We start from the raw sequence: 17,262 nt of genomic DNA on the forward strand, positions 1-17,262 counted from the left end.
TGTTATTCTGCTCGCGGTATCACGGGTAGGAGCAGCATATGAGCCAAAATACGCTGAAAGTTAACGAGTTACATGATGATGCGGATTTCGACGAGAACGCAACGGAAGCGGAATCATTCGACGAAAAAGCACTGGTAGAAGAAGAGGCCAGTGAGAATGATCTAGCGGAAGAAGAGTTGTTGTCACAAGGCGTGACCCAACGCGTATTGGATGCGACGCAGCTCTATCTGGGCGAAATCGGTTATTCTCCGCTGCTTACCGCAGAGGAAGAGGTTTATTTTGCGCGGCGTGCACTGCGCGGTGACGTGCCGTCCCGCCGCCGAATGATTGAAAGCAACCTGCGGTTGGTGGTGAAAATCGCCCGCCGCTACAGCAACCGCGGCCTGGCGCTGCTGAATCTGATTGAAGAGGGCAACCTCGGTCTGATCCGCGCAGTGGAAAAGTTTGACCCAGAACGCGGTTTCCGTTTCTCGACCTACGCTACCTGGTGGATCCGGCAGACGATTGAACGGGCGATCATGAACCAAACCCGTACCATTCGCTTGCCTATCCACATAGTTAAAGAATTGAATGTCTATTTGCGCACCGCGCGCGAGCTTTCTCACAAACTGGATCATGAACCGAGCGCTGAAGAGATTGCAGAGCAACTCGACAAGCCGGTGGATGACGTCAGCCGTATGCTGCGCCTGAACGAACGTATCACTTCTGTGGATACGCCGTTGGGTGGGGATTCGGAGAAAGCGTTGCTGGACATTCTGGCAGACGAGAAAGACAACGGACCGGAAGACACCACGCAAGACGATGACATGAAACAGAGCATCGTGAAATGGCTGTTCGAACTGAACGCCAAACAGCGTGAGGTGCTGGCGCGTCGCTTTGGCCTGTTGGGCTACGAAGCGGCGACGCTCGAAGATGTGGGCCGCGAAATTGGCCTGACTCGCGAGCGAGTACGTCAGATCCAGGTTGAAGGTTTGCGCCGCCTGCGTGAAATTCTGCAGATGCAGGGCCTGAGTATCGAGGCACTGTTCCGCGAGTAACGTCGGCAGTTGAACCGCATCAAAATAAAAACGGTGAGCATCATGCTCACCGTTTTTTTATGCCAGTTATTTATACGTCGAGCTAGACCATATTCTTCAGGCGATAAATCCATTCCAGTGCCTGGCGCGGAGACAATGAATCCGGATCCAGAGCCTCAAGTGCTTCAACCGCCGGTGAGGTTTCCTCATTCAGCAGCGTCATCTGAGTGGCGTCAACGGTACCGCTGGCGGTATGGTTGGAGATAGCCTCCAGTTCACGCAATTTCTGGCGTGCGCGTTTGATCACTTCACGTGGCACCCCGGCCAGTGCGGCAACCGCCAGCCCGTAACTTTTGCTGGCGGCACCGTCCTGCACGCTGTGCATAAAGGCGATGGTGTCACCGTGCTCAAGCGCATCCAAATGCACGTTAACCACGCCTTCCATTTTTTCCGGCAGAGTGGTCAGCTCAAAGTAATGAGTGGCGAACAAGGTCATGGCCTTGATGCGGCTGGCCAGATTTTCGGCACAGGCCCAGGCCAGGGATAAACCATCATAGGTCGAGGTGCCGCGGCCAATCTCGTCCATCAACACCAGACTATGTTCGGTGGCGTTATGCAGGATATTGGCCGTTTCGGTCATCTCAACCATAAAGGTGGAGCGGCCGGAAGCCAGATCGTCCGCTGCACCTACGCGGGTAAATATGCGATCGACCGGGCCAATGACTGCCTTGCTTGCTGGCACGTAGCTGCCGATATGGGCCATCAGTACGATCAGCGCCGTTTGGCGCATATAGGTACTTTTACCGCCCATGTTAGGGCCGGTGATGATCAACATTCGGCGTTGGGGCGACAGTGACAGCGGGTTGGAAATAAAGGGTTCGCTCAACACCTGCTCCACCACCGGGTGGCGACCTTCGGTGATGCGCACGCCAGGCTGCTCGCTCATGGTCGGGCAGGCGTAGTTTAGCGTTTCGGCGCGTTCAGCCAGGTTGGCCAGCACGTCCAGTTCTGCCAATGCCGCCGCGCTTTGTTGCAACTCACCCAGATGCGGCAACAGCAAATCGAACAGTTCTTCGTACAGACCTTTCTCGATGGCCAGTGCTTTCCCTTTAGAGGTCAGCACCTTGTCTTCGTACTCTTTCAGTTCGGGAATGATGTAGCGTTCGGCGTTTTTCAGCGTCTGACGGCGTACGTAATGGATCGGTACCAGGTGGCTTTGCCCGCGACTGACCTGAATGTAATAGCCATGAACACCATTGAAACCGACCTTCAGCGTGTCCAGCCCCAGTTTTTCGCGCTCGCGGATCTCGAGACGGTCGAGATAGTCGCTGGCACCATCGGCCAAGGCTCGCCATTCGTCCAGTTCACTGTTGTAGCCGGGGGCGATAACGCCACCGTCGCGAACCAGCACCGGCGGGGCTTCCACCACGGCGCGTTCTAGCAAGTCCTGCAGTTCATCAAACTGACCCACCTGGGACAGCAGGTGCTGCACATGCGGAGTATTTACGCCTTTTAACAGCGCATGGATATCCGGTAGCTGCTGGAAGGCATGACGCATGCGTGCCAGATCGCGCGGACGTGCGCTGCGCAACGCCAGACGGGCGAGGATACGTTCCAGATCGCCGACCTGACGCAAAGAAGGTTGCAGTTCAGCATACAGATCCTGCAGTGCGCCTATGGCTTGCTGACGATCATTCAGTACCTTGATGTCACGAGTAGGCATATGCAGCCAGCGCTTAAGCATGCGGCTGCCCATGGCCGTGACGCTGTGATCGAGGATCGCCGCGAGGGTGTTTTCAGTGCCGCCGGACAGGCTCTGGGTCAGCTCGAGGTTACGCCGGGTGGCGGCGTCCATGATGATGCCGTCCTGTTGACGCTCCATGGTGATACCACGGATGTGCGGCAATGAGGTGCGCTGGGTATCTTTTACGTACTGCAGCAGGCAGCCGGCGGCACGCAGTGCCTGATGGGCCTGTTCAACGCCGAAGCCGGTAAGATCGCGAGTGCCGAACTGCAGGTTAAGCTGCTGACGGGCGGTCTCCGGTTCGAATTCCCACAGCGGGCGACGACGCAGACCATGGCGCTGTTCAATCAGCGACATCTGTTCAAAGGTTTCGGGATAAAGCAGCTCGGCGGGGTTGGTGCGTTGCAACTCGGCCGCCATGGTCTCAATATCTGCTGGTTCGGCAACGCGGAAACGGCCGGAGCTGATATCCAGCGTCGCGTAACCAAAGCCACGTGCGTCTTGCCAGATGGCGGCCAGCAGGTTGTCCTGACGCTCCTGTAGCAAGGCTTCGTCGGTGATGGTGCCAGGCGTGACAATACGCACCACTTTGCGCTCAACCGGACCTTTACTGGTGGCCGGATCGCCGATTTGTTCGCACAGGGCAACGGATTCGCCAAGCTGCACCAGTTTGGCTAAATAGTTTTCCACCGCATGATGGGGAACGCCGGCCATGGGAATAGGCTCCCCTGCTGAGGCACCGCGTTTGGTCAGCGAGATATCCAGCAGTTGGGACGCGCGCTTGGCATCATCATAGAACAGCTCGTAAAAGTCGCCCATGCGGTAGAACAGCAGGATCTCGGGATGCTGAGCCTTGAGGCGCAGGTACTGCTGCATCATCGGCGTGTGTGAATCGAGCTTGTCGGTGCTATTCATAAGATTACTGTTTCCAATCCATTGAATTTGAAATGAGTTTTGACGTTGTTTTTCATCATTAGGGATCACGCCGTGTTACAAAAATCACGCCTGCAGGCGGTCGCAGGGCGAGGTAAAGCCATTGATCAAACCAGTCCCAAACGGAACGGAGGGCGCCGCGGCTACCAACGATGGGGATCAATAAGCTTTTATACCGACGCTATACTAGCCCAGCGGGCAATCCGCTGTCACAGGTAAAAATGGGGAGCTTTACGCAAACTGGGTTTGTAATGAACGAAAGGCGTTACAATCCCCGTTCTGGCTCTAAAAACCAAGCGTATCTGCTCAGAAATCACCTCATTCCCATCCGCTTTTCCTTCGGTCTCGACGCCTTCCCTTGATGACCAGTTCTAATCAAGGGCGAACTATTCTGTGCTCACTTATCCCCCGTTGCACGATCCCGCGAGAAGAATAATCCATAAATACTCTGCATGTTTATAACGTATTGTTTATAATTGGTATTTGTTTATTTTCGATGAATTAATTCGGTAATTTAAGGTTATTTGTGAGCCCGGTCACACTAATTTTTTATGCAAAATGTGAAGAGGGTCAATCGGGAAGGTCAAGGAGAGACGGTTCTTTACGCCGATGGCTTACCGGTCCGCTCCGATGCCTCCGTATACTGTTCGCAACCAGGGCAGAGCAACGGAAATTTTCATAAGGAATGTGCGCGAGGCAATCGCTATTGCATCTGGCAAACAAATGACACGGGGCTTTTTTGATTATCTTGAGGGATTGGGTATGGAAAAGAAAAAAATCTATCTGTTTTGTTCTGCCGGTATGTCGACTTCTCTGCTGGTCTCAAAAATGAAGGCGCAGGCCGAGAAGTACGAAGTGCCAGTGATCATTGCCGCTTATCCCGAAGCGCTGGCAGCGGAAAAGGGCGCAGAGGCAGATTTGATCCTGCTGGGGCCACAGATTGCCTATACGTTAGCTGAAGTACAAAAACAGCTGCCCAATAAGCCCGTCGAAGTGATCGATTCCGCTTTATACGGCAAGCTTGATGGCCTTGGGGTGTTGAAGGCCGCGGTCGCCACCATAAAAAAAGCTAACCAATAAAGGGGTCTGCCGTGAATACGTTAATTGCCTCGTTGGAAAAGGTCATACTGCCTTTTGCCGTGAAAATTGGTAAACAGCCCCATGTTAATGCCATCAAAAACGGGTTCATTCGATTAATGCCGCTGACGTTGACCGGGGCGATGTTCGTTCTGATCAACAACGTATTCCTCAGTTTCGGCGAAGGCTCGTTTTTCTTTTCATTGGGGGTACGGCTGGATGCGTCCACCATTGAAACGCTAAACAGCCTGAAGACCATCGGTGGCAGCGTTTATAACGGCACCCTGGGGATTATGTCCCTAATGACGCCCTTCTTTATCAGTATGGCTTTAGCGGAGGAGCGTAAGGTTGACCCGCTGGCGGCCGCGCTACTGGCGGTTGCCGCCTTTATGACGGTAACGCCGTTCAGCGTTGGTGAGGCTTATGCCGTCGGTGCTAACTGGCTTGGCGGTGCCAACATCATTTCCGGCATGGTGATCGGCCTGGTGGTGGCGGAGATGTTTACCTTTGTGGTGCGCCGCAACTGGGTCATCAGCCTGCCTGACAGCGTACCTTCTTCCGTGTCTCGCTCGTTCTCCGCACTGATCCCCGGGTTCCTGATCCTGTCGATCATGGGCGTGATTGCCTATTGCCTGACGCTGTGGGGAACCAACTTCCACCAAATCATCATGGACAGCATCTCGGCTCCGCTGGCGAAAATGGGCAGCGTTGTCGGCTGGGTGTATGTGATGTTCTCCTCGCTGCTGTGGTTCTTCGGGGTGCATGGCTCTATGGCACTGGCCGCGCTGGACAGCGGCATCATGACGCCATTCGCGCTGGAAAACGTAGAGCTTTACAACAAGTATGGTTCGGTCGAAGCCGCCGTTGCCGCCGGCAAAGAGTTCCATATGTGGGCGAAACCTTTCGTCGACTCTTATATCTATCTGGGCGGCACCGGCTCTACGCTGGGGCTGATTATCGCCATCTTTATCGCCTCGCGCCGTGAAGACTATCGCCAGGTCGCCAAGCTGGCTACCCCGTCGGGCATCTTCCAGATTAACGAACCTATCCTGTTCGGCCTGCCGGTAATCATGAACCCGGTGATGTTTATCCCGTTCATTCTGGTTCAACCGGTATTGACGATCATCACCACGGTGGCCTATTACACCGGAATGATCCCGCCGATCACCAACATTGCCCCCTGGACCATGCCGGTAGGCCTGGGGGCGTTCTTCAATACTAACGGCAGTATCGTCGCCATGTTGCTGAGCTTCTTCAACCTGGGCGTGGCGACCTTGATTTACCTGCCGTTTGTGATGATATCCAACAAGGCGCAGAGCCAGATCGATCAGGCTACCGAAAGCGAAGAAGACATCGCCAAGGCGCTGAAATTCTAACTGTCAGTTTGGGGCAGCCCTTGCTGCCCCGGTTTTAGGGGCGTTTGGATGAAATATCAATTTGCTGACGATTTCTGGTGGGGAAGCGCGACCTCTGCGCCGCAGTCGGAAGGGGCCTCTGCACGGGATGGCAAAAGTCAGAACATCTTCGATTACTGGTATGACATTGCGCCAGAACGCTTTCATCATCAGGTCGGTCCGTCCGAGGCATCCACCTTTTATGACCGTTTCCAGCAAGACATCCTACTGTTAAAAAAGCTTGGGCATAACACCTTCAGAACCTCTATTTCCTGGTCACGGCTGATCCCGGACGGGGAAGGCGAGGTGAACCCGAAAGCCGTCGCTTTCTATAACGCGCTTATCGATGGCCTGCTGGCTGAGGGCATTACGCCATTTATCAACCTTTACCATTTCGACATGCCGATGTGCATGCAGCGAAAAGGCGGCTGGGAAAGCCGGGCGGTGGTGGAAGCCTATGCCCGCTACGCCAAAACCTGTTTCAGCCTGTTCGGCGATCGGGTCACTCATTGGTTTACTTTTAACGAGCCGATTGTGCCGGTCGAAGCGGGCTATCTGAACGACCTGCATTATCCTTGCGTGGTTGATTTTAAAAGGGCAGTCGCGGTGGCTTATCACAGCGTGCTGGCCCATGCCAAAGCGGTGAAGGAGTTCAGGGCATTGGGCCACCAAGGCGCGATAGGCATTATTTTGAACCTGAGCCCGACCTATCCGCGTTCGAACAGCCAGGAAGATGGCGTGGCCGCCCATCATGCGGATCTGTTGCTGAACAAAAGCTTCCTTGATCCTGTGACCAAAGGGCGTTATCCGCAAGATTTGGTTGATTTACTGCGCGCCAATGATTTGTTGCCACAAACGGCACCGGAGGACGCACAGCTGATTGCCGACGGCGTGGTGGATATTCTGGGCGTCAATTACTATCAACCGCGCAGGGTTAAAGCGAAAGAAGGCTACCGGGCCGACGCACCCGTGACGATGCCGGAAGATCTGTTCAGCTATTACGACATGCCTGGCCGCAAGATCAATCCGCATCGGGGCTGGGAGATCTATGAAAAAGGGCTGTATGACATCCTGATGGATCTGAAGGAAAACTACGGCAACATTCCCTGCTATATTTCAGAAAACGGCATGGGCGTAGAGGGTGAAGAGGCCTTTATCGGCCCTACTGGGCGGGTAGAGGACGATTATCGAATCGACTTTATCCGCGATCATCTGAAATGGCTGCATCAGGCGCTGTCGGAGGGTTCCAACTGCAAAGGCTATCATTTGTGGACCTTTATCGACTGCTGGTCCTGGCTTAATGCCTACAAGAATCGCTACGGGTTAGTTCGGCTGGAGCGGGAGAGCCAACAGCGCACGTTGAAGAAGAGTGGCTATTGGTTTGCCGAGACGGCCCGGCAGAACGGCTTTGATTAACGGGAGCGCATGCGATGTCTGAGAACCTGGTTTCGCTGAATGCGAACGACGTTAAGCTGATTCGGGAGCAGGATTTCTTTAACTGCAAAGATTTCCATTTGTTCATTTATAACAAGGTGGAAAGCGCCACTGGGCTGCATCAGCATGACTACTATGAATTCACCATCGTCCTGAGCGGCAAATGTTATCAGGAGATCAACGGCAAGCGCGTGCTGCTGGAACGGGGCGATTTTGTCTTCATCCCCATTGGTTCGCGCCATCAGAGCTTTTATGAGTTCGGCGCCGCGAAAATCTTCAACGTGGCGGTTGGCAAGGTGTTCTTCGAAGAGAACTATTTGCAGCAGTTGCCACGCTGTTTTGTCGCCTCCCAGGCCTACAGCCTGAAGAGTGAATTCCTGGCTTATATCGAGTCGGTGGTGGGTTCCCCGCAGTTTCGCGAGGATGATTTTGCCGAATTCCTGGAAACGCTGACCTTTTATATCATCAGCCGCATTCGTCACTATAAGGAAGAGAGCGGCGAGGGGGACGATATCCCGCAGTGGCTGAAAAACACCCTGGCCGGCATGCATGATAAAGCCATGTTTGGTGAAAAGGCGCTGCTCAATATGGTGGAGTTGTCGGGAAAAACGCAGGAGTACCTGACCCGGGCGATGCGACGCTATTACCATAAAACACCGATGCAGGTGATCAATGAAATCCGCATCAACTTTGCCAAAACGCAGCTTGAAGTCACCAACTATTCGGTTTCGGATATTGCCTTCGACTCTGGCTATGGCGACGTGAGCCTGTTTATTAAAAACTTTAAGAGACTCACCGAAGTGACGCCGGGTAATTACCGAAAAAAGTTCTACGGCCCTGTTTAGGGCCGCTCCCGATAAGCATTAACGCCGATATTCCGAATGCCTTTCAGGCCGCCAATAGCCTGATGAAATAAATTTCTTTGCGTAAGCGAAGGGGAATTGCCGTACCTGACGGACGGTATTCCCTTGCCAAAAATTTGTTAAATGGATGCCAAAATGGAAAAGTTACTGATAGTGAATGCCGACGATTTTGGTCTGAGCAAGGGACAGAACTATGGGGTGATTGAGGCGTTTCACTATGGGGTGGTCACTTCAACTACGGCAATGGTGAATAGCCCGGACGTACAGCATGCCGCCAGCCTCAGCCAGCTTTATCCTGGGCTGAAGATCGGCCTGCATTTTGTGCTGACTCACGGGCATCCATTGACGGCCATGTCTTCGCTGGTTAACGAACGCGGAGAGCTGGGCAAGTGGTTATGGGAAAGGGCAGAGTCTGGGCTGCTGAGCATGGACGAAATCCACGATGAGTTGGTGAGCCAATACGACAGGTTCATGGCGGTGTTTGGCAAAGCGCCGACGCATATCGACAGCCATCATCACGTGCATATGCTGCCGCAGATTTACCCGCTGGTCGAGGCATTTGCTCAGTTCCGTGCCATCCCGCTGCGTATTGGGCGTCAGGAGGTTGAACGGCAAGATATCCCATTGCGTTATGACCGCAGTACCGAGTGGTTTGATGCGGGTTTCTATGGCGAATCGATATCCGAAGCGCTGTTTTTACAGGTGCTCGATCGTGCCGATCAACGTGGTGCCAAGTCGGTGGAGATGATGTGCCACCCGGCGTTCCTGGATAACACTATTTTGGCGAGTAAATATTGCTACCCGCGGCTTGCCGAAGTGGACGTTCTGACTTCGCCAGGCATGAAAAACGCCATCGCGGAACGCGGTTACCGTCTGGGATCTTTCCTCGATCTGTGACCAGCCCATCGGATACAGCGATGGCCGCTTAAAGCATGGAGTGGGCCTTTTTCAATCCGGTATCTTCATCAGGATCGGCTCCCTGCGGAACAGGGGGCTCCGCTTCTTCCTCGCCCGACGCTTCGCTGGCCTGCGGCTCTATCGGATCGGGGGCCGCCTCCGGTGGCGGCATGGTGTCGTGGATAATCTGTTCATCAAAGGTTGGGTTCAGCGCCGGAGAAAGCGGCGAACTGGTCAGGCTGTCCGGCAGGGGAATGTGCGGTAATGGCGCATCCTGCACAAACTGCGATTCGTCTTGTTTTACCGTCCGGCTGAAGGCCACCAGCAGCACACCACACAGTGCAAAGAAGGCATACAGCGTATTCCCACCCAGCGGCTCTATCAGCGCGCCGACCGCCAGGGGACCGACACTGGCGCCCACGCCGAAGGCCATCAGCAAACAGGCGGCTAACGAGACGCGCCGCTCCGGCTCTATCAAATCGTTTGCCAGGGCAACCACCAAGGGATACAGCGTGAACTGCAGCATGCTGACGATAAAGCCCACCACTAATAACACTGGGAAATCAATGTGCGGCACCAATGCCAGCGGCAGCGCGGCTACGATCAATAAAATGGCGTTGATGCGCATCAACAGCGTACGGTTATAGCGATCCGACAGCCAGCTAAGCGGGAATTGCGCCACCAGCCCGGCGAAGATCGATATCGCCATAAACAAGCCGGTCTGCTGGGTGGTCAGTGCCTGCATGCTGGCATAGACCGGGGCCAGCCCGTAGAAAGATCCCACTACCATGCCGATGACCAGCGTGGTCGCCAGCACCTTGGGGATGGCGCCGATAAAATAGCGTAGCTCCATTGGTGCCGGTGACATATGGCGTGCGTTGGTGCGGGTAGTCAGGGCGATAGGCACCAGGCAGAGCGCAAAGCACAGGGCGATCACCAGCAAAGTGGTAATGCCGAGGTTGGCCTGCAGCATCAGCACCACTTGGCCTAACGACATGCCTAAATAGGTAGCTGCCATATAGAAGCCGAACACCATCCCGCGCTGATTGGATTCCGACTGATCGTTAAGCCAGCTTTCCAGCACCATGAACTGACACATCATGCACAGGCCGATAATCAGCCGCAGCACCACCCACATGGGGATGTATTCCGTCAGGCCATGTCCCAGCACCGCCGCGGTAATAATGCCGGCGCAGGAAACGTAAGCGCGGATATGGCCGACGCGAGCAATCAGAAAATGGCCGACCTTGCCGCCGATCACCAAACCGATGTAGTTGGCGGCAATAATCGCGCCGATCAACGCGCCGGTCACGTGAATAGACGTTAAACGCAGGGAGATGTAGGTGGTGAGTAACCCTGAACCCAGCAGCATCAGCAGGGTAGTGGTATACAACGGAAAGAAGACGCCTAACGTTTTTTTCACTCTATCATCCTAATCTTTTATCCTGGTTTGCCATGGGCTGGCCATGCCGGCGGCAAAAACAACCCTGTGAGATCCCTCGTGAGAAAACGCCGCTCATTAACCCGAACGTTACATTCGATACTAGCAGTTTGGGTTAAGGCTTAACACCGCATCGCCTGCGAAGCGTCGCGCATTTCTGTCATCGCCGCGTCAGATAAGCTTGATAAATGCTACTATCGGGCGCATATACCTGATTCGCTAAGGAGAGGTTATGAGTGAACAGCAACTGCGTAAACTCAGCGTTGCAGTAGGGGAAAAACTGAAGGCTAATGGCCAGTGGATCACCTGTGCAGAATCTTGCACCGGGGGGGCTATCGCCAAGGCCATCACCGATATTGCCGGCAGCTCCGCTTATTTCGACCGTGGTTTTGTCACCTACAGCAATACGGCGAAGCATGAGCTTCTAGGCGTGGCGGAAGCGACCCTGAATGCCCATGGCGCCGTAAGCGAAGAGGTGGTGCGCGAGATGGCTCAGGGAGCTCTGCATGCGGCTCGGGCCAACCTGGCGCTGTCGGTTAGCGGCATTGCCGGACCGGACGGTGGCAGCGTGGAAAAACCGGTGGGTACGGTCTGGTTTGGTTTTGCCGAATCCTCAGGACGCGTGCTGGCGCAAAAGATGCAATTTTCCGGCGATCGTGATGCAGTGCGGCTTCAGGCGACAATTTTCGCGCTGCAAACCGCCCTTGACGAATTTTTGTGAAATTAGGCTTGATACTGTATGACCATACAGTATAATTAGTGACATTTCCTGCACAACATACATTCAGTGGCAGTGTGGGGTAACACCGACATTGCGTAACGAAGGAGCAACAATGGCTATTGATGAGAACAAGCAAAAGGCGCTAGCTGCGGCACTGGGCCAGATTGAGAAACAGTTCGGCAAAGGCTCCATCATGCGTCTGGGTGAAGACCGTTCTATGGACGTAGAAACGATCTCTACCGGCTCGCTGTCACTTGATATCGCACTGGGTGCAGGCGGCCTGCCAATGGGCCGTATCGTTGAAATTTATGGTCCGGAATCTTCCGGTAAAACCACCCTGACGCTGCAGGTTATCGCTGCGGCGCAGCGCGAAGGTAAAACCTGTGCCTTTATCGATGCCGAGCACGCGCTGGATCCGATTTATGCGAAGAAGCTGGGCGTTGATATCGACAACCTGCTGTGTTCTCAGCCGGACACCGGTGAACAGGCGTTGGAAATCTGTGATGCCTTAACCCGTTCCGGCGCGGTTGACGTGATCATCGTTGACTCCGTGGCGGCCTTGACGCCGAAAGCGGAAATCGAAGGTGAAATCGGTGACTCACACATGGGTCTGGCGGCACGTATGATGAGCCAGGCGATGCGTAAGCTGGCCGGTAACCTGAAAAACGCCAACACCCTGCTGATCTTCATCAACCAGATCCGTATGAAAATCGGTGTGATGTTCGGTAACCCTGAAACCACCACTGGCGGTAACGCACTGAAGTTCTACGCATCAGTCCGTCTGGATATCCGCCGTATCGGCGCGGTGAAAGAAGGCGATGAAGTCGTAGGTAGTGAAACCCGCGTGAAAGTCGTCAAAAACAAAATTGCTGCACCGTTCAAGCAGGCCGAATTCCAAATCCTGTACGGCGAAGGTATCAACAGCCGCGGCGAACTGGTCGATCTGGGCGTGAAGCACAAGATGATCGAGAAAGCCGGTGCCTGGTACAGCTACAACGGCGATAAAATCGGTCAGGGTAAGGCAAATGCCTGTAACTTCCTGAAAGAAAACCCGGCGGTTGCCGCTGAGTTGGACAAGAAACTGCGTGACCTGCTGCTGCACAGCAACGGTGAACTGGTTGCGGCAACTGACGAAGGCTTCGATGACGAAGCTGAAACCAGCGAAGAGTTTTAATCGCTGCTGACGCCTGTGCATGCCGTTATGGGTTTACGGGCGTCGACTACATCAGGCTTGAATAATGAATGACTTGCTAAGCCGCGCCATGCGCCTGCTGTCGCAACGCGATCATAGTGAAGCTGAACTGCGCCGCAAGCTTGCGGCGCAGCCATTTATGGCGAAAGCCAGATTTGGCACCAAAACGCCTACCTCCTCCACACCTGCTCCGTCTTCCGAAGAACCGATTGATCCTGCCGTTATCGAACAGGTGATTGCCTATTGCTATCAGCATAATTGGTTGGACGATCAACGCTTTGCCCGCAGCTATATCGGTAGCCGCAGCCGTAAAGGTTACGGTGCGCAGCGCATCCGCTCGGAACTGATGCAAAAGGGCGTAGACAAAGAGCTGACGCAAACTGCCCTGGCAGACTGTGATATCGACTGGTGTGAGCAGGCTAAACAGGTTGCGCAGCGTAAATTTGGCGACAAACTGCCAACTGACTGGAAAGAGAAAGCCAAAGTTCAGCGTTATCTGCTCTATCGTGGCTTCTTCCAGGAAGAAATTCAGTCAATTTACCGTGATTTTGCGCAATGAACGCACACGGGGTTTTACTTCCCCTTGAAGAAAATTTATCTTATCCCCACTTTTTGTTCGTGAGTTAGATGCCATCGTCAGGATGTCGCGTATCTTGCTCACGTGTCGTTATTCTAGCCTTTCCGGGAAAATTATGAGCAAGAGCACCGCTGAGATCCGTCAAGCGTTTCTCGATTTCTTTCATAGTAAGGGCCACCAGGTTGTAGCAAGCAGCTCCCTGGTGCCTAACAATGATCCGACATTGCTGTTTACCAATGCCGGCATGAACCAATTTAAAGATGTTTTCCTGGGGCTGGACAAGCGCGCCTATTCCCGAGCCACCACCTCACAACGTTGCGTACGTGCAGGCGGTAAGCATAACGATCTGGAGAACGTCGGTTATACCGCACGTCACCATACCTTCTTCGAAATGCTGGGCAACTTCAGTTTCGGCGACTATTTCAAACATGACGCTATCAGCTTCGCCTGGGAACTGTTGACCGGTGAAAACTGGTTTAACCTGCCTAAAGAAAGGCTGTGGGTGACCGTCTATGAAACCGATGACGAAGCTTTCGACATCTGGCAGAAGCAGATTGGTGTGCCGGCAGAGCGCATTATCCGTATTGGCGACAATAAAGGCGCGGCTTTTGCCTCTGACAACTTCTGGCAGATGGGCGATACCGGCCCGTGCGGTCCGTGCACCGAGATTTTCTACGATCATGGCGATCATATCTGGGGTGGCCCTCCGGGCAGTCCGGAAGAAGACGGCGATCGTTACATTGAGATCTGGAACATCGTTTTCATGCAGTTCAACCGTCAATCCGACGGCACCATGCTGCCGCTGCCAAAACCTTCGGTAGATACCGGTATGGGTCTGGAGCGTATTGCGGCAGTCCTGCAACACGTGAACTCCAACTATGAAATCGACTTGTTCAGCACGCTGATCGCTGCAGTGGCCAAGGTGACAGGCGCGGCAGATTTGAATAACAAATCTTTGCGCGTTATCGCTGACCACATCCGCTCCTGTGCTTTCCTGGTGTCCGATGGCGTGACGCCGTCAAACGAAGGCCGTGGTTACGTGCTGCGCCGCATCATTCGCCGCGCTGTTCGCCACGGCAATATGCTGGGCGCGAAAGACAGCTTCTTCTACAAGCTGGTTGCTCCGTTGATCGAAGTGATGGGGCCGGCCGCTGACGAACTGAAGCGTCAACAGTCTTTGGTTGAACAGGTACTGAAAACTGAAGAAGATCAGTTTGCTCGCACCCTGGAGCGTGGTTTGACGCTGCTGGACGAAGAACTGGCTAACCTGCAGGGCGATACCCTGGATGGCGAAACAGCCTTCCGTCTTTACGACACCTACGGTTTCCCGGTCGATCTGACGGCGGACGTGTGCCGTGAACGTGGCCTGAAAGTGGATGAAGCCGGTTTTGAACTGGCGATGGAAGCGCAGCGTCGTCGTGCACGTGAGTCCAGCGGTTTCGGCGCAGACTACAACAGCATGATCCGCGTTGATGGCGCCAGCCAGTTCTGCGGCTATGACCACGAGCAGCAGCAATCAACCGTGATCGCGCTGTTCCGAGACGGTCAGTCGGTCAATGAGATCCACGCCGGTGAAGAAGCCGTAGTGGTACTGGATGAAACTCCGTTCTACGGTGAATCCGGTGGCCAGGTTGGCGATAAAGGCGTGCTGAAAGCCGCTGGCGCCGATTTTGAAGTGAGCGATACCCAGAAATACGGCCAGGCCATCGGTCATCAGGGCAAGCTGTCTCAAGGTTCCTTGAAAGTGAACGATCGCGTTGATGCGCAGATCGATACCGTTCGCCGCAATCGCATCCGTCTGAATCACTCCGCTACCCACCTGCTGCACGCAGCACTGCGTCAGACGCTGGGTGAGCATGTGGCGCAGAAGGGATCGTTGGTTAACGATAAATACCTGCGTTTCGATTTCTCGCATTTCGAAGCGATGAAGCCGGAGCAGATCCGCATAGTAGAAGACTTAGTGAACCAGCAGATACGTCGCAACCTGCCGGTACAAACCGAAGTCATGGCGCTGGATGATGCCAAAGAGAAGGGCGCTATGGCGCTGTTCGGTGAGAAGTACGACGATAACGTGCGCGTACTGACCATGGGCGACTTCTCGACCGAACTGTGCGGCGGCACCCATGCCAGCCGTACCGGTGACATCGGTCTGTTCCGCATTCTGAGCGAGTCAGGTACCGCTGCGGGTATTCGTCGTATTGAAGCCGTCACCGGCGAAGGTGCGATTGCTACCCTGCATCAGCAAAATGATTTGTTGCAGGACGTTGCGCACCTGGTGAAAGGGGATAGCAACAACCTGACGGACAAAGTGCGTGCGGTACTCGATCGCACTCGCGCGTTGGAAAAAGAACTGCAGCAGTTGAAGGATCAGCAGGCGGCGCAGGAGAGCGCTTCATTGTCCAGCAAGGCCAAAATGGTTAACGGCGTCCCGCTGTTGGTCAGCAAGCTTGATAACGTCGAGCCAAAAATGTTGCGTACCATGGTTGATGATCTGAAAAATCAACTGGGTTCCGCAATTATCGTGCTGGCTACCACGGCCGATGATAAGGTGAGCCTGATTGCCGGCGTGACCAAAGATCTGACCGACCGGGTTAAAGCCGGCGAGTTGATCGGCAACGTGGCGCAGCAGGTTGGCGGCAAAGGGGGCGGACGCCCTGATATGGCGCAGGCAGGCGGGACAGACGTCAGTGCCCTGCCGGCGGCATTAGACAGCGTAGAAGCCTGGGTGGCCTCGAAACTGTGAATATAAATAAATAGCACTTACAAACGCCATAACTCATTGTTGATTATGGCGTTTTTAAACTGTGCTAACACAATTTGGTTACAATTACGGGAACAAAGTTTTTCAGGTCGGCTAAACTTATCATTATCTGAGGTGAGACCAAGTCTGCTTACACTTATTGTGGGTTACATGACTTACGTTTTCACAGCATATGATGGATAATGACGGGGAAACTGAGAGACCCGACTCTTTTAATCTTTCAAGGAGCAAAGAATGTTAATTCTGACTCGTCGAGTTGGTGAAACCCTCATGATTGGCGATGAGGTCACGGTCACAGTGCTAGGGGTCAAGGGCAACCAGGTTCGTATTGGTGTGAATGCCCCCAAAGAGGTGTCAGTTCACCGCGAAGAAATCTATCAGCGCATTCAGGCAGAGAAGTCTCAACAGACGACTTACTGATTTCGAAGCAGCGTCTCGTTGCTCAGCGAGACGCTACTGCGCTTTTTTGTGCCTATCACCGTTCCTTTCCTGACTTCTCCGATTAAATCTTTTTGCTGCCTCCCTGACTTTGTTTGCTATTTCGCTATGGTTGCCTGTTGATAAAACACTCTTTTTGCCGTGAAATCGCCCATGTTGAGTGTGAATTGTGCAAACGCGCATGAGTTGGGAAAAATTGTTTGACTTAAAAGTCGGAGAAAGTAATATGTGCGCCACGCAGTGCCGATGAGCTTCTCCAAAGCAAGTTAGGCACAATTCGAAAGAAGCGTATGGTGAGGTGGCCGAGAGGCTGAAGGCGCTCCCCTGCTAAGGGAGTATGCGGTCAAAAGCTGCATCCGGGGTTCGAATCCCCGCCTCACCGCCATTTGCATCCATAGCTCAGCTGGATAGAGTACTCGGCTACGAACCGAGCGGTCGGAGGTTCGAATCCTCCTGGATGCACCATATTTTGCAGTATGGTGGGGTAGTAACAACGTACCATACGGTATCAAAAAAGAATTCCTGTGCATCCATAGCTCAGCTGGATAGAGTACTCGGCTACGAACCGAGCGGTCGGAGGTTCGAATCCTCCTGGATGCACCATTCTTTCTGTCGAACTTGTTTCTTCAAGCAGACAAACCAAAAAATTAGTAATGCATCCATAGCTCAGCTGGATAGAGTACTCGGCTACGAACCGAGCGGTCGGAGGTTCGAATCCTCCTGGATGCACCATCTAAGAAAAACCCGCTTCGGCGGGTTTTTCGCTTTCTGGCC

General features: G+C 53.9%; 13 protein-coding genes and 4 tRNA genes. 15 read left to right on the forward strand and 2 right to left on the reverse strand.

Annotated elements, in window-relative coordinates; all coding sequences use genetic code 11:
* Nucleotides 1-38: 38 nt before the first annotated feature.
* Entirely contained in the window at nt 39-1,037 is a 999-nt protein-coding gene (gene rpoS / locus M495_RS03465) for an RNA polymerase sigma factor RpoS (protein WP_020825272.1), read from the forward strand.
* 82 nt (nt 1,038-1,119) lie between these two features.
* Here rpoS and mutS read toward each other — a convergent pair whose 3' ends face one another.
* Nucleotides 1,120-3,675 (reverse strand): DNA mismatch repair protein MutS, encoded by a 2,556-nt coding sequence (gene mutS / locus M495_RS03470; RefSeq protein ID WP_020825273.1) that lies wholly within the window; start codon nt 3,673-3,675, stop codon nt 1,120-1,122.
* Between the two features lie 780 nt (nt 3,676-4,455).
* Between mutS and M495_RS03475 the strand changes: the two genes are divergently transcribed.
* The 5 genes from M495_RS03475 to chbG all read left to right on the forward strand — a co-directional run bounded on the left by M495_RS03475 (nt 4,456) and on the right by chbG (nt 9,358).
* The gene (locus M495_RS03475; protein WP_020825274.1) at nt 4,456-4,773 is read left to right on the forward strand and encodes a PTS sugar transporter subunit IIB; all 318 of its coding nucleotides are present in this window, start codon (nt 4,456-4,458) and stop codon (nt 4,771-4,773) included.
* An 11-nt stretch (nt 4,774-4,784) separates the two neighbouring features.
* A complete protein-coding gene (chbC, locus tag M495_RS03480; RefSeq protein ID WP_020825275.1) occupies nt 4,785-6,146 on the forward strand; it encodes a PTS N,N'-diacetylchitobiose transporter subunit IIC in 1,362 nt (453 codons plus the stop codon).
* Nucleotides 6,147-6,194: 48 nt separating this feature from the next.
* A complete protein-coding gene (locus M495_RS03485) occupies nt 6,195-7,580 on the forward strand; it encodes a glycoside hydrolase family 1 protein (protein ID WP_020825276.1) in 1,386 nt (461 codons plus the stop codon).
* A 14-nt stretch (nt 7,581-7,594) separates the two neighbouring features.
* Nucleotides 7,595-8,443, forward strand: a complete 849-nt coding sequence (gene chbR / locus M495_RS03490) for a transcriptional regulator ChbR (RefSeq protein ID WP_020825277.1) — start codon at nt 7,595-7,597, stop codon at nt 8,441-8,443.
* A gap of 153 nt (nt 8,444-8,596) precedes the next feature.
* A complete protein-coding gene (gene chbG, locus M495_RS03495) occupies nt 8,597-9,358 on the forward strand; it encodes a chitin disaccharide deacetylase (RefSeq protein WP_020825278.1) in 762 nt (253 codons plus the stop codon).
* A 28-nt stretch (nt 9,359-9,386) separates the two neighbouring features.
* On the opposite strand, the gene M495_RS03500 is transcribed toward chbG, so the two are convergent.
* Nucleotides 9,387-10,781 carry an MFS transporter gene (locus tag M495_RS03500; RefSeq protein WP_020825279.1) on the reverse strand — a complete coding sequence of 465 codons (1,395 nt, stop codon included), beginning with the start codon at nt 10,779-10,781 and terminating at the stop codon, nt 9,387-9,389.
* Nucleotides 10,782-11,031: 250 nt separating this feature from the next.
* Between M495_RS03500 and pncC the strand changes: the two genes are divergently transcribed.
* The 9 genes from pncC to M495_RS03545 all read left to right on the forward strand — a co-directional run bounded on the left by pncC (nt 11,032) and on the right by M495_RS03545 (nt 17,220).
* On the forward strand, nt 11,032-11,520 hold the full coding sequence (gene pncC, locus M495_RS03505; RefSeq protein WP_020825280.1) for a nicotinamide-nucleotide amidase: 489 nt from the start codon (nt 11,032-11,034) through the stop codon (nt 11,518-11,520).
* Nucleotides 11,521-11,632: 112 nt separating this feature from the next.
* Nucleotides 11,633-12,694: a recombinase RecA gene (gene recA / locus M495_RS03510; protein ID WP_020825281.1), complete on the forward strand. Its 1,062-nt coding sequence runs from the start codon at nt 11,633-11,635 to the stop codon at nt 12,692-12,694.
* Between the two features lie 64 nt (nt 12,695-12,758).
* Entirely contained in the window at nt 12,759-13,271 is a 513-nt protein-coding gene (gene recX, locus M495_RS03515) for a recombination regulator RecX (RefSeq protein ID WP_020825282.1), read from the forward strand.
* A 133-nt stretch (nt 13,272-13,404) separates the two neighbouring features.
* Nucleotides 13,405-16,032 (forward strand): alanine--tRNA ligase, encoded by a 2,628-nt coding sequence (gene alaS / locus M495_RS03520; protein ID WP_020825283.1) that lies wholly within the window; start codon nt 13,405-13,407, stop codon nt 16,030-16,032.
* Between the two features lie 252 nt (nt 16,033-16,284).
* A complete protein-coding gene (gene csrA / locus M495_RS03525; RefSeq protein ID WP_004091602.1) occupies nt 16,285-16,470 on the forward strand; it encodes a carbon storage regulator CsrA in 186 nt (61 codons plus the stop codon).
* 310 nt (nt 16,471-16,780) lie between these two features.
* A tRNA-Ser gene (locus M495_RS03530) sits at nt 16,781-16,873 on the forward strand.
* Between the two features lie 3 nt (nt 16,874-16,876).
* A tRNA-Arg gene (locus tag M495_RS03535) sits at nt 16,877-16,953 on the forward strand.
* A gap of 61 nt (nt 16,954-17,014) precedes the next feature.
* Nucleotides 17,015-17,091 (forward strand) — tRNA-Arg (locus M495_RS03540).
* A 52-nt stretch (nt 17,092-17,143) separates the two neighbouring features.
* Nucleotides 17,144-17,220, forward strand: a tRNA-Arg gene (locus M495_RS03545).
* Nucleotides 17,221-17,262: the final 42 nt, after the last annotated feature.

Origin of the sequence: Serratia liquefaciens ATCC 27592 (assembly GCF_000422085.1) — a bacterium.
GTDB lineage: Bacteria > Pseudomonadota > Gammaproteobacteria > Enterobacterales > Enterobacteriaceae > Serratia > Serratia liquefaciens.

What these genes read in the sequence shown, in the direction of transcription:
- rpoS (WP_020825272.1), top strand. Translation starts at nt 39, where the DNA reads ATGAGCCAAAATACGCTGAAAGTTAACGAGTTACATGATGATGCGGAT.
- mutS (WP_020825273.1), bottom strand. Translation starts at nt 3,675, where the DNA reads ATGAATAGCACCGACAAGCTCGATTCACACACGCCGATGATGCAGCAG.
- M495_RS03475 (WP_020825274.1), top strand. Translation starts at nt 4,456, where the DNA reads ATGGAAAAGAAAAAAATCTATCTGTTTTGTTCTGCCGGTATGTCGACT.
- M495_RS03485 (WP_020825276.1), top strand. Translation starts at nt 6,195, where the DNA reads ATGAAATATCAATTTGCTGACGATTTCTGGTGGGGAAGCGCGACCTCT.
- chbR (WP_020825277.1), top strand. Translation starts at nt 7,595, where the DNA reads ATGTCTGAGAACCTGGTTTCGCTGAATGCGAACGACGTTAAGCTGATT.
- chbG (WP_020825278.1), top strand. Translation starts at nt 8,597, where the DNA reads ATGGAAAAGTTACTGATAGTGAATGCCGACGATTTTGGTCTGAGCAAG.
- pncC (WP_020825280.1), top strand. Translation starts at nt 11,032, where the DNA reads ATGAGTGAACAGCAACTGCGTAAACTCAGCGTTGCAGTAGGGGAAAAA.
- recA (WP_020825281.1), top strand. Translation starts at nt 11,633, where the DNA reads ATGGCTATTGATGAGAACAAGCAAAAGGCGCTAGCTGCGGCACTGGGC.
- recX (WP_020825282.1), top strand. Translation starts at nt 12,759, where the DNA reads ATGAATGACTTGCTAAGCCGCGCCATGCGCCTGCTGTCGCAACGCGAT.
- alaS (WP_020825283.1), top strand. Translation starts at nt 13,405, where the DNA reads ATGAGCAAGAGCACCGCTGAGATCCGTCAAGCGTTTCTCGATTTCTTT.
- csrA (WP_004091602.1), top strand. Translation starts at nt 16,285, where the DNA reads ATGTTAATTCTGACTCGTCGAGTTGGTGAAACCCTCATGATTGGCGAT.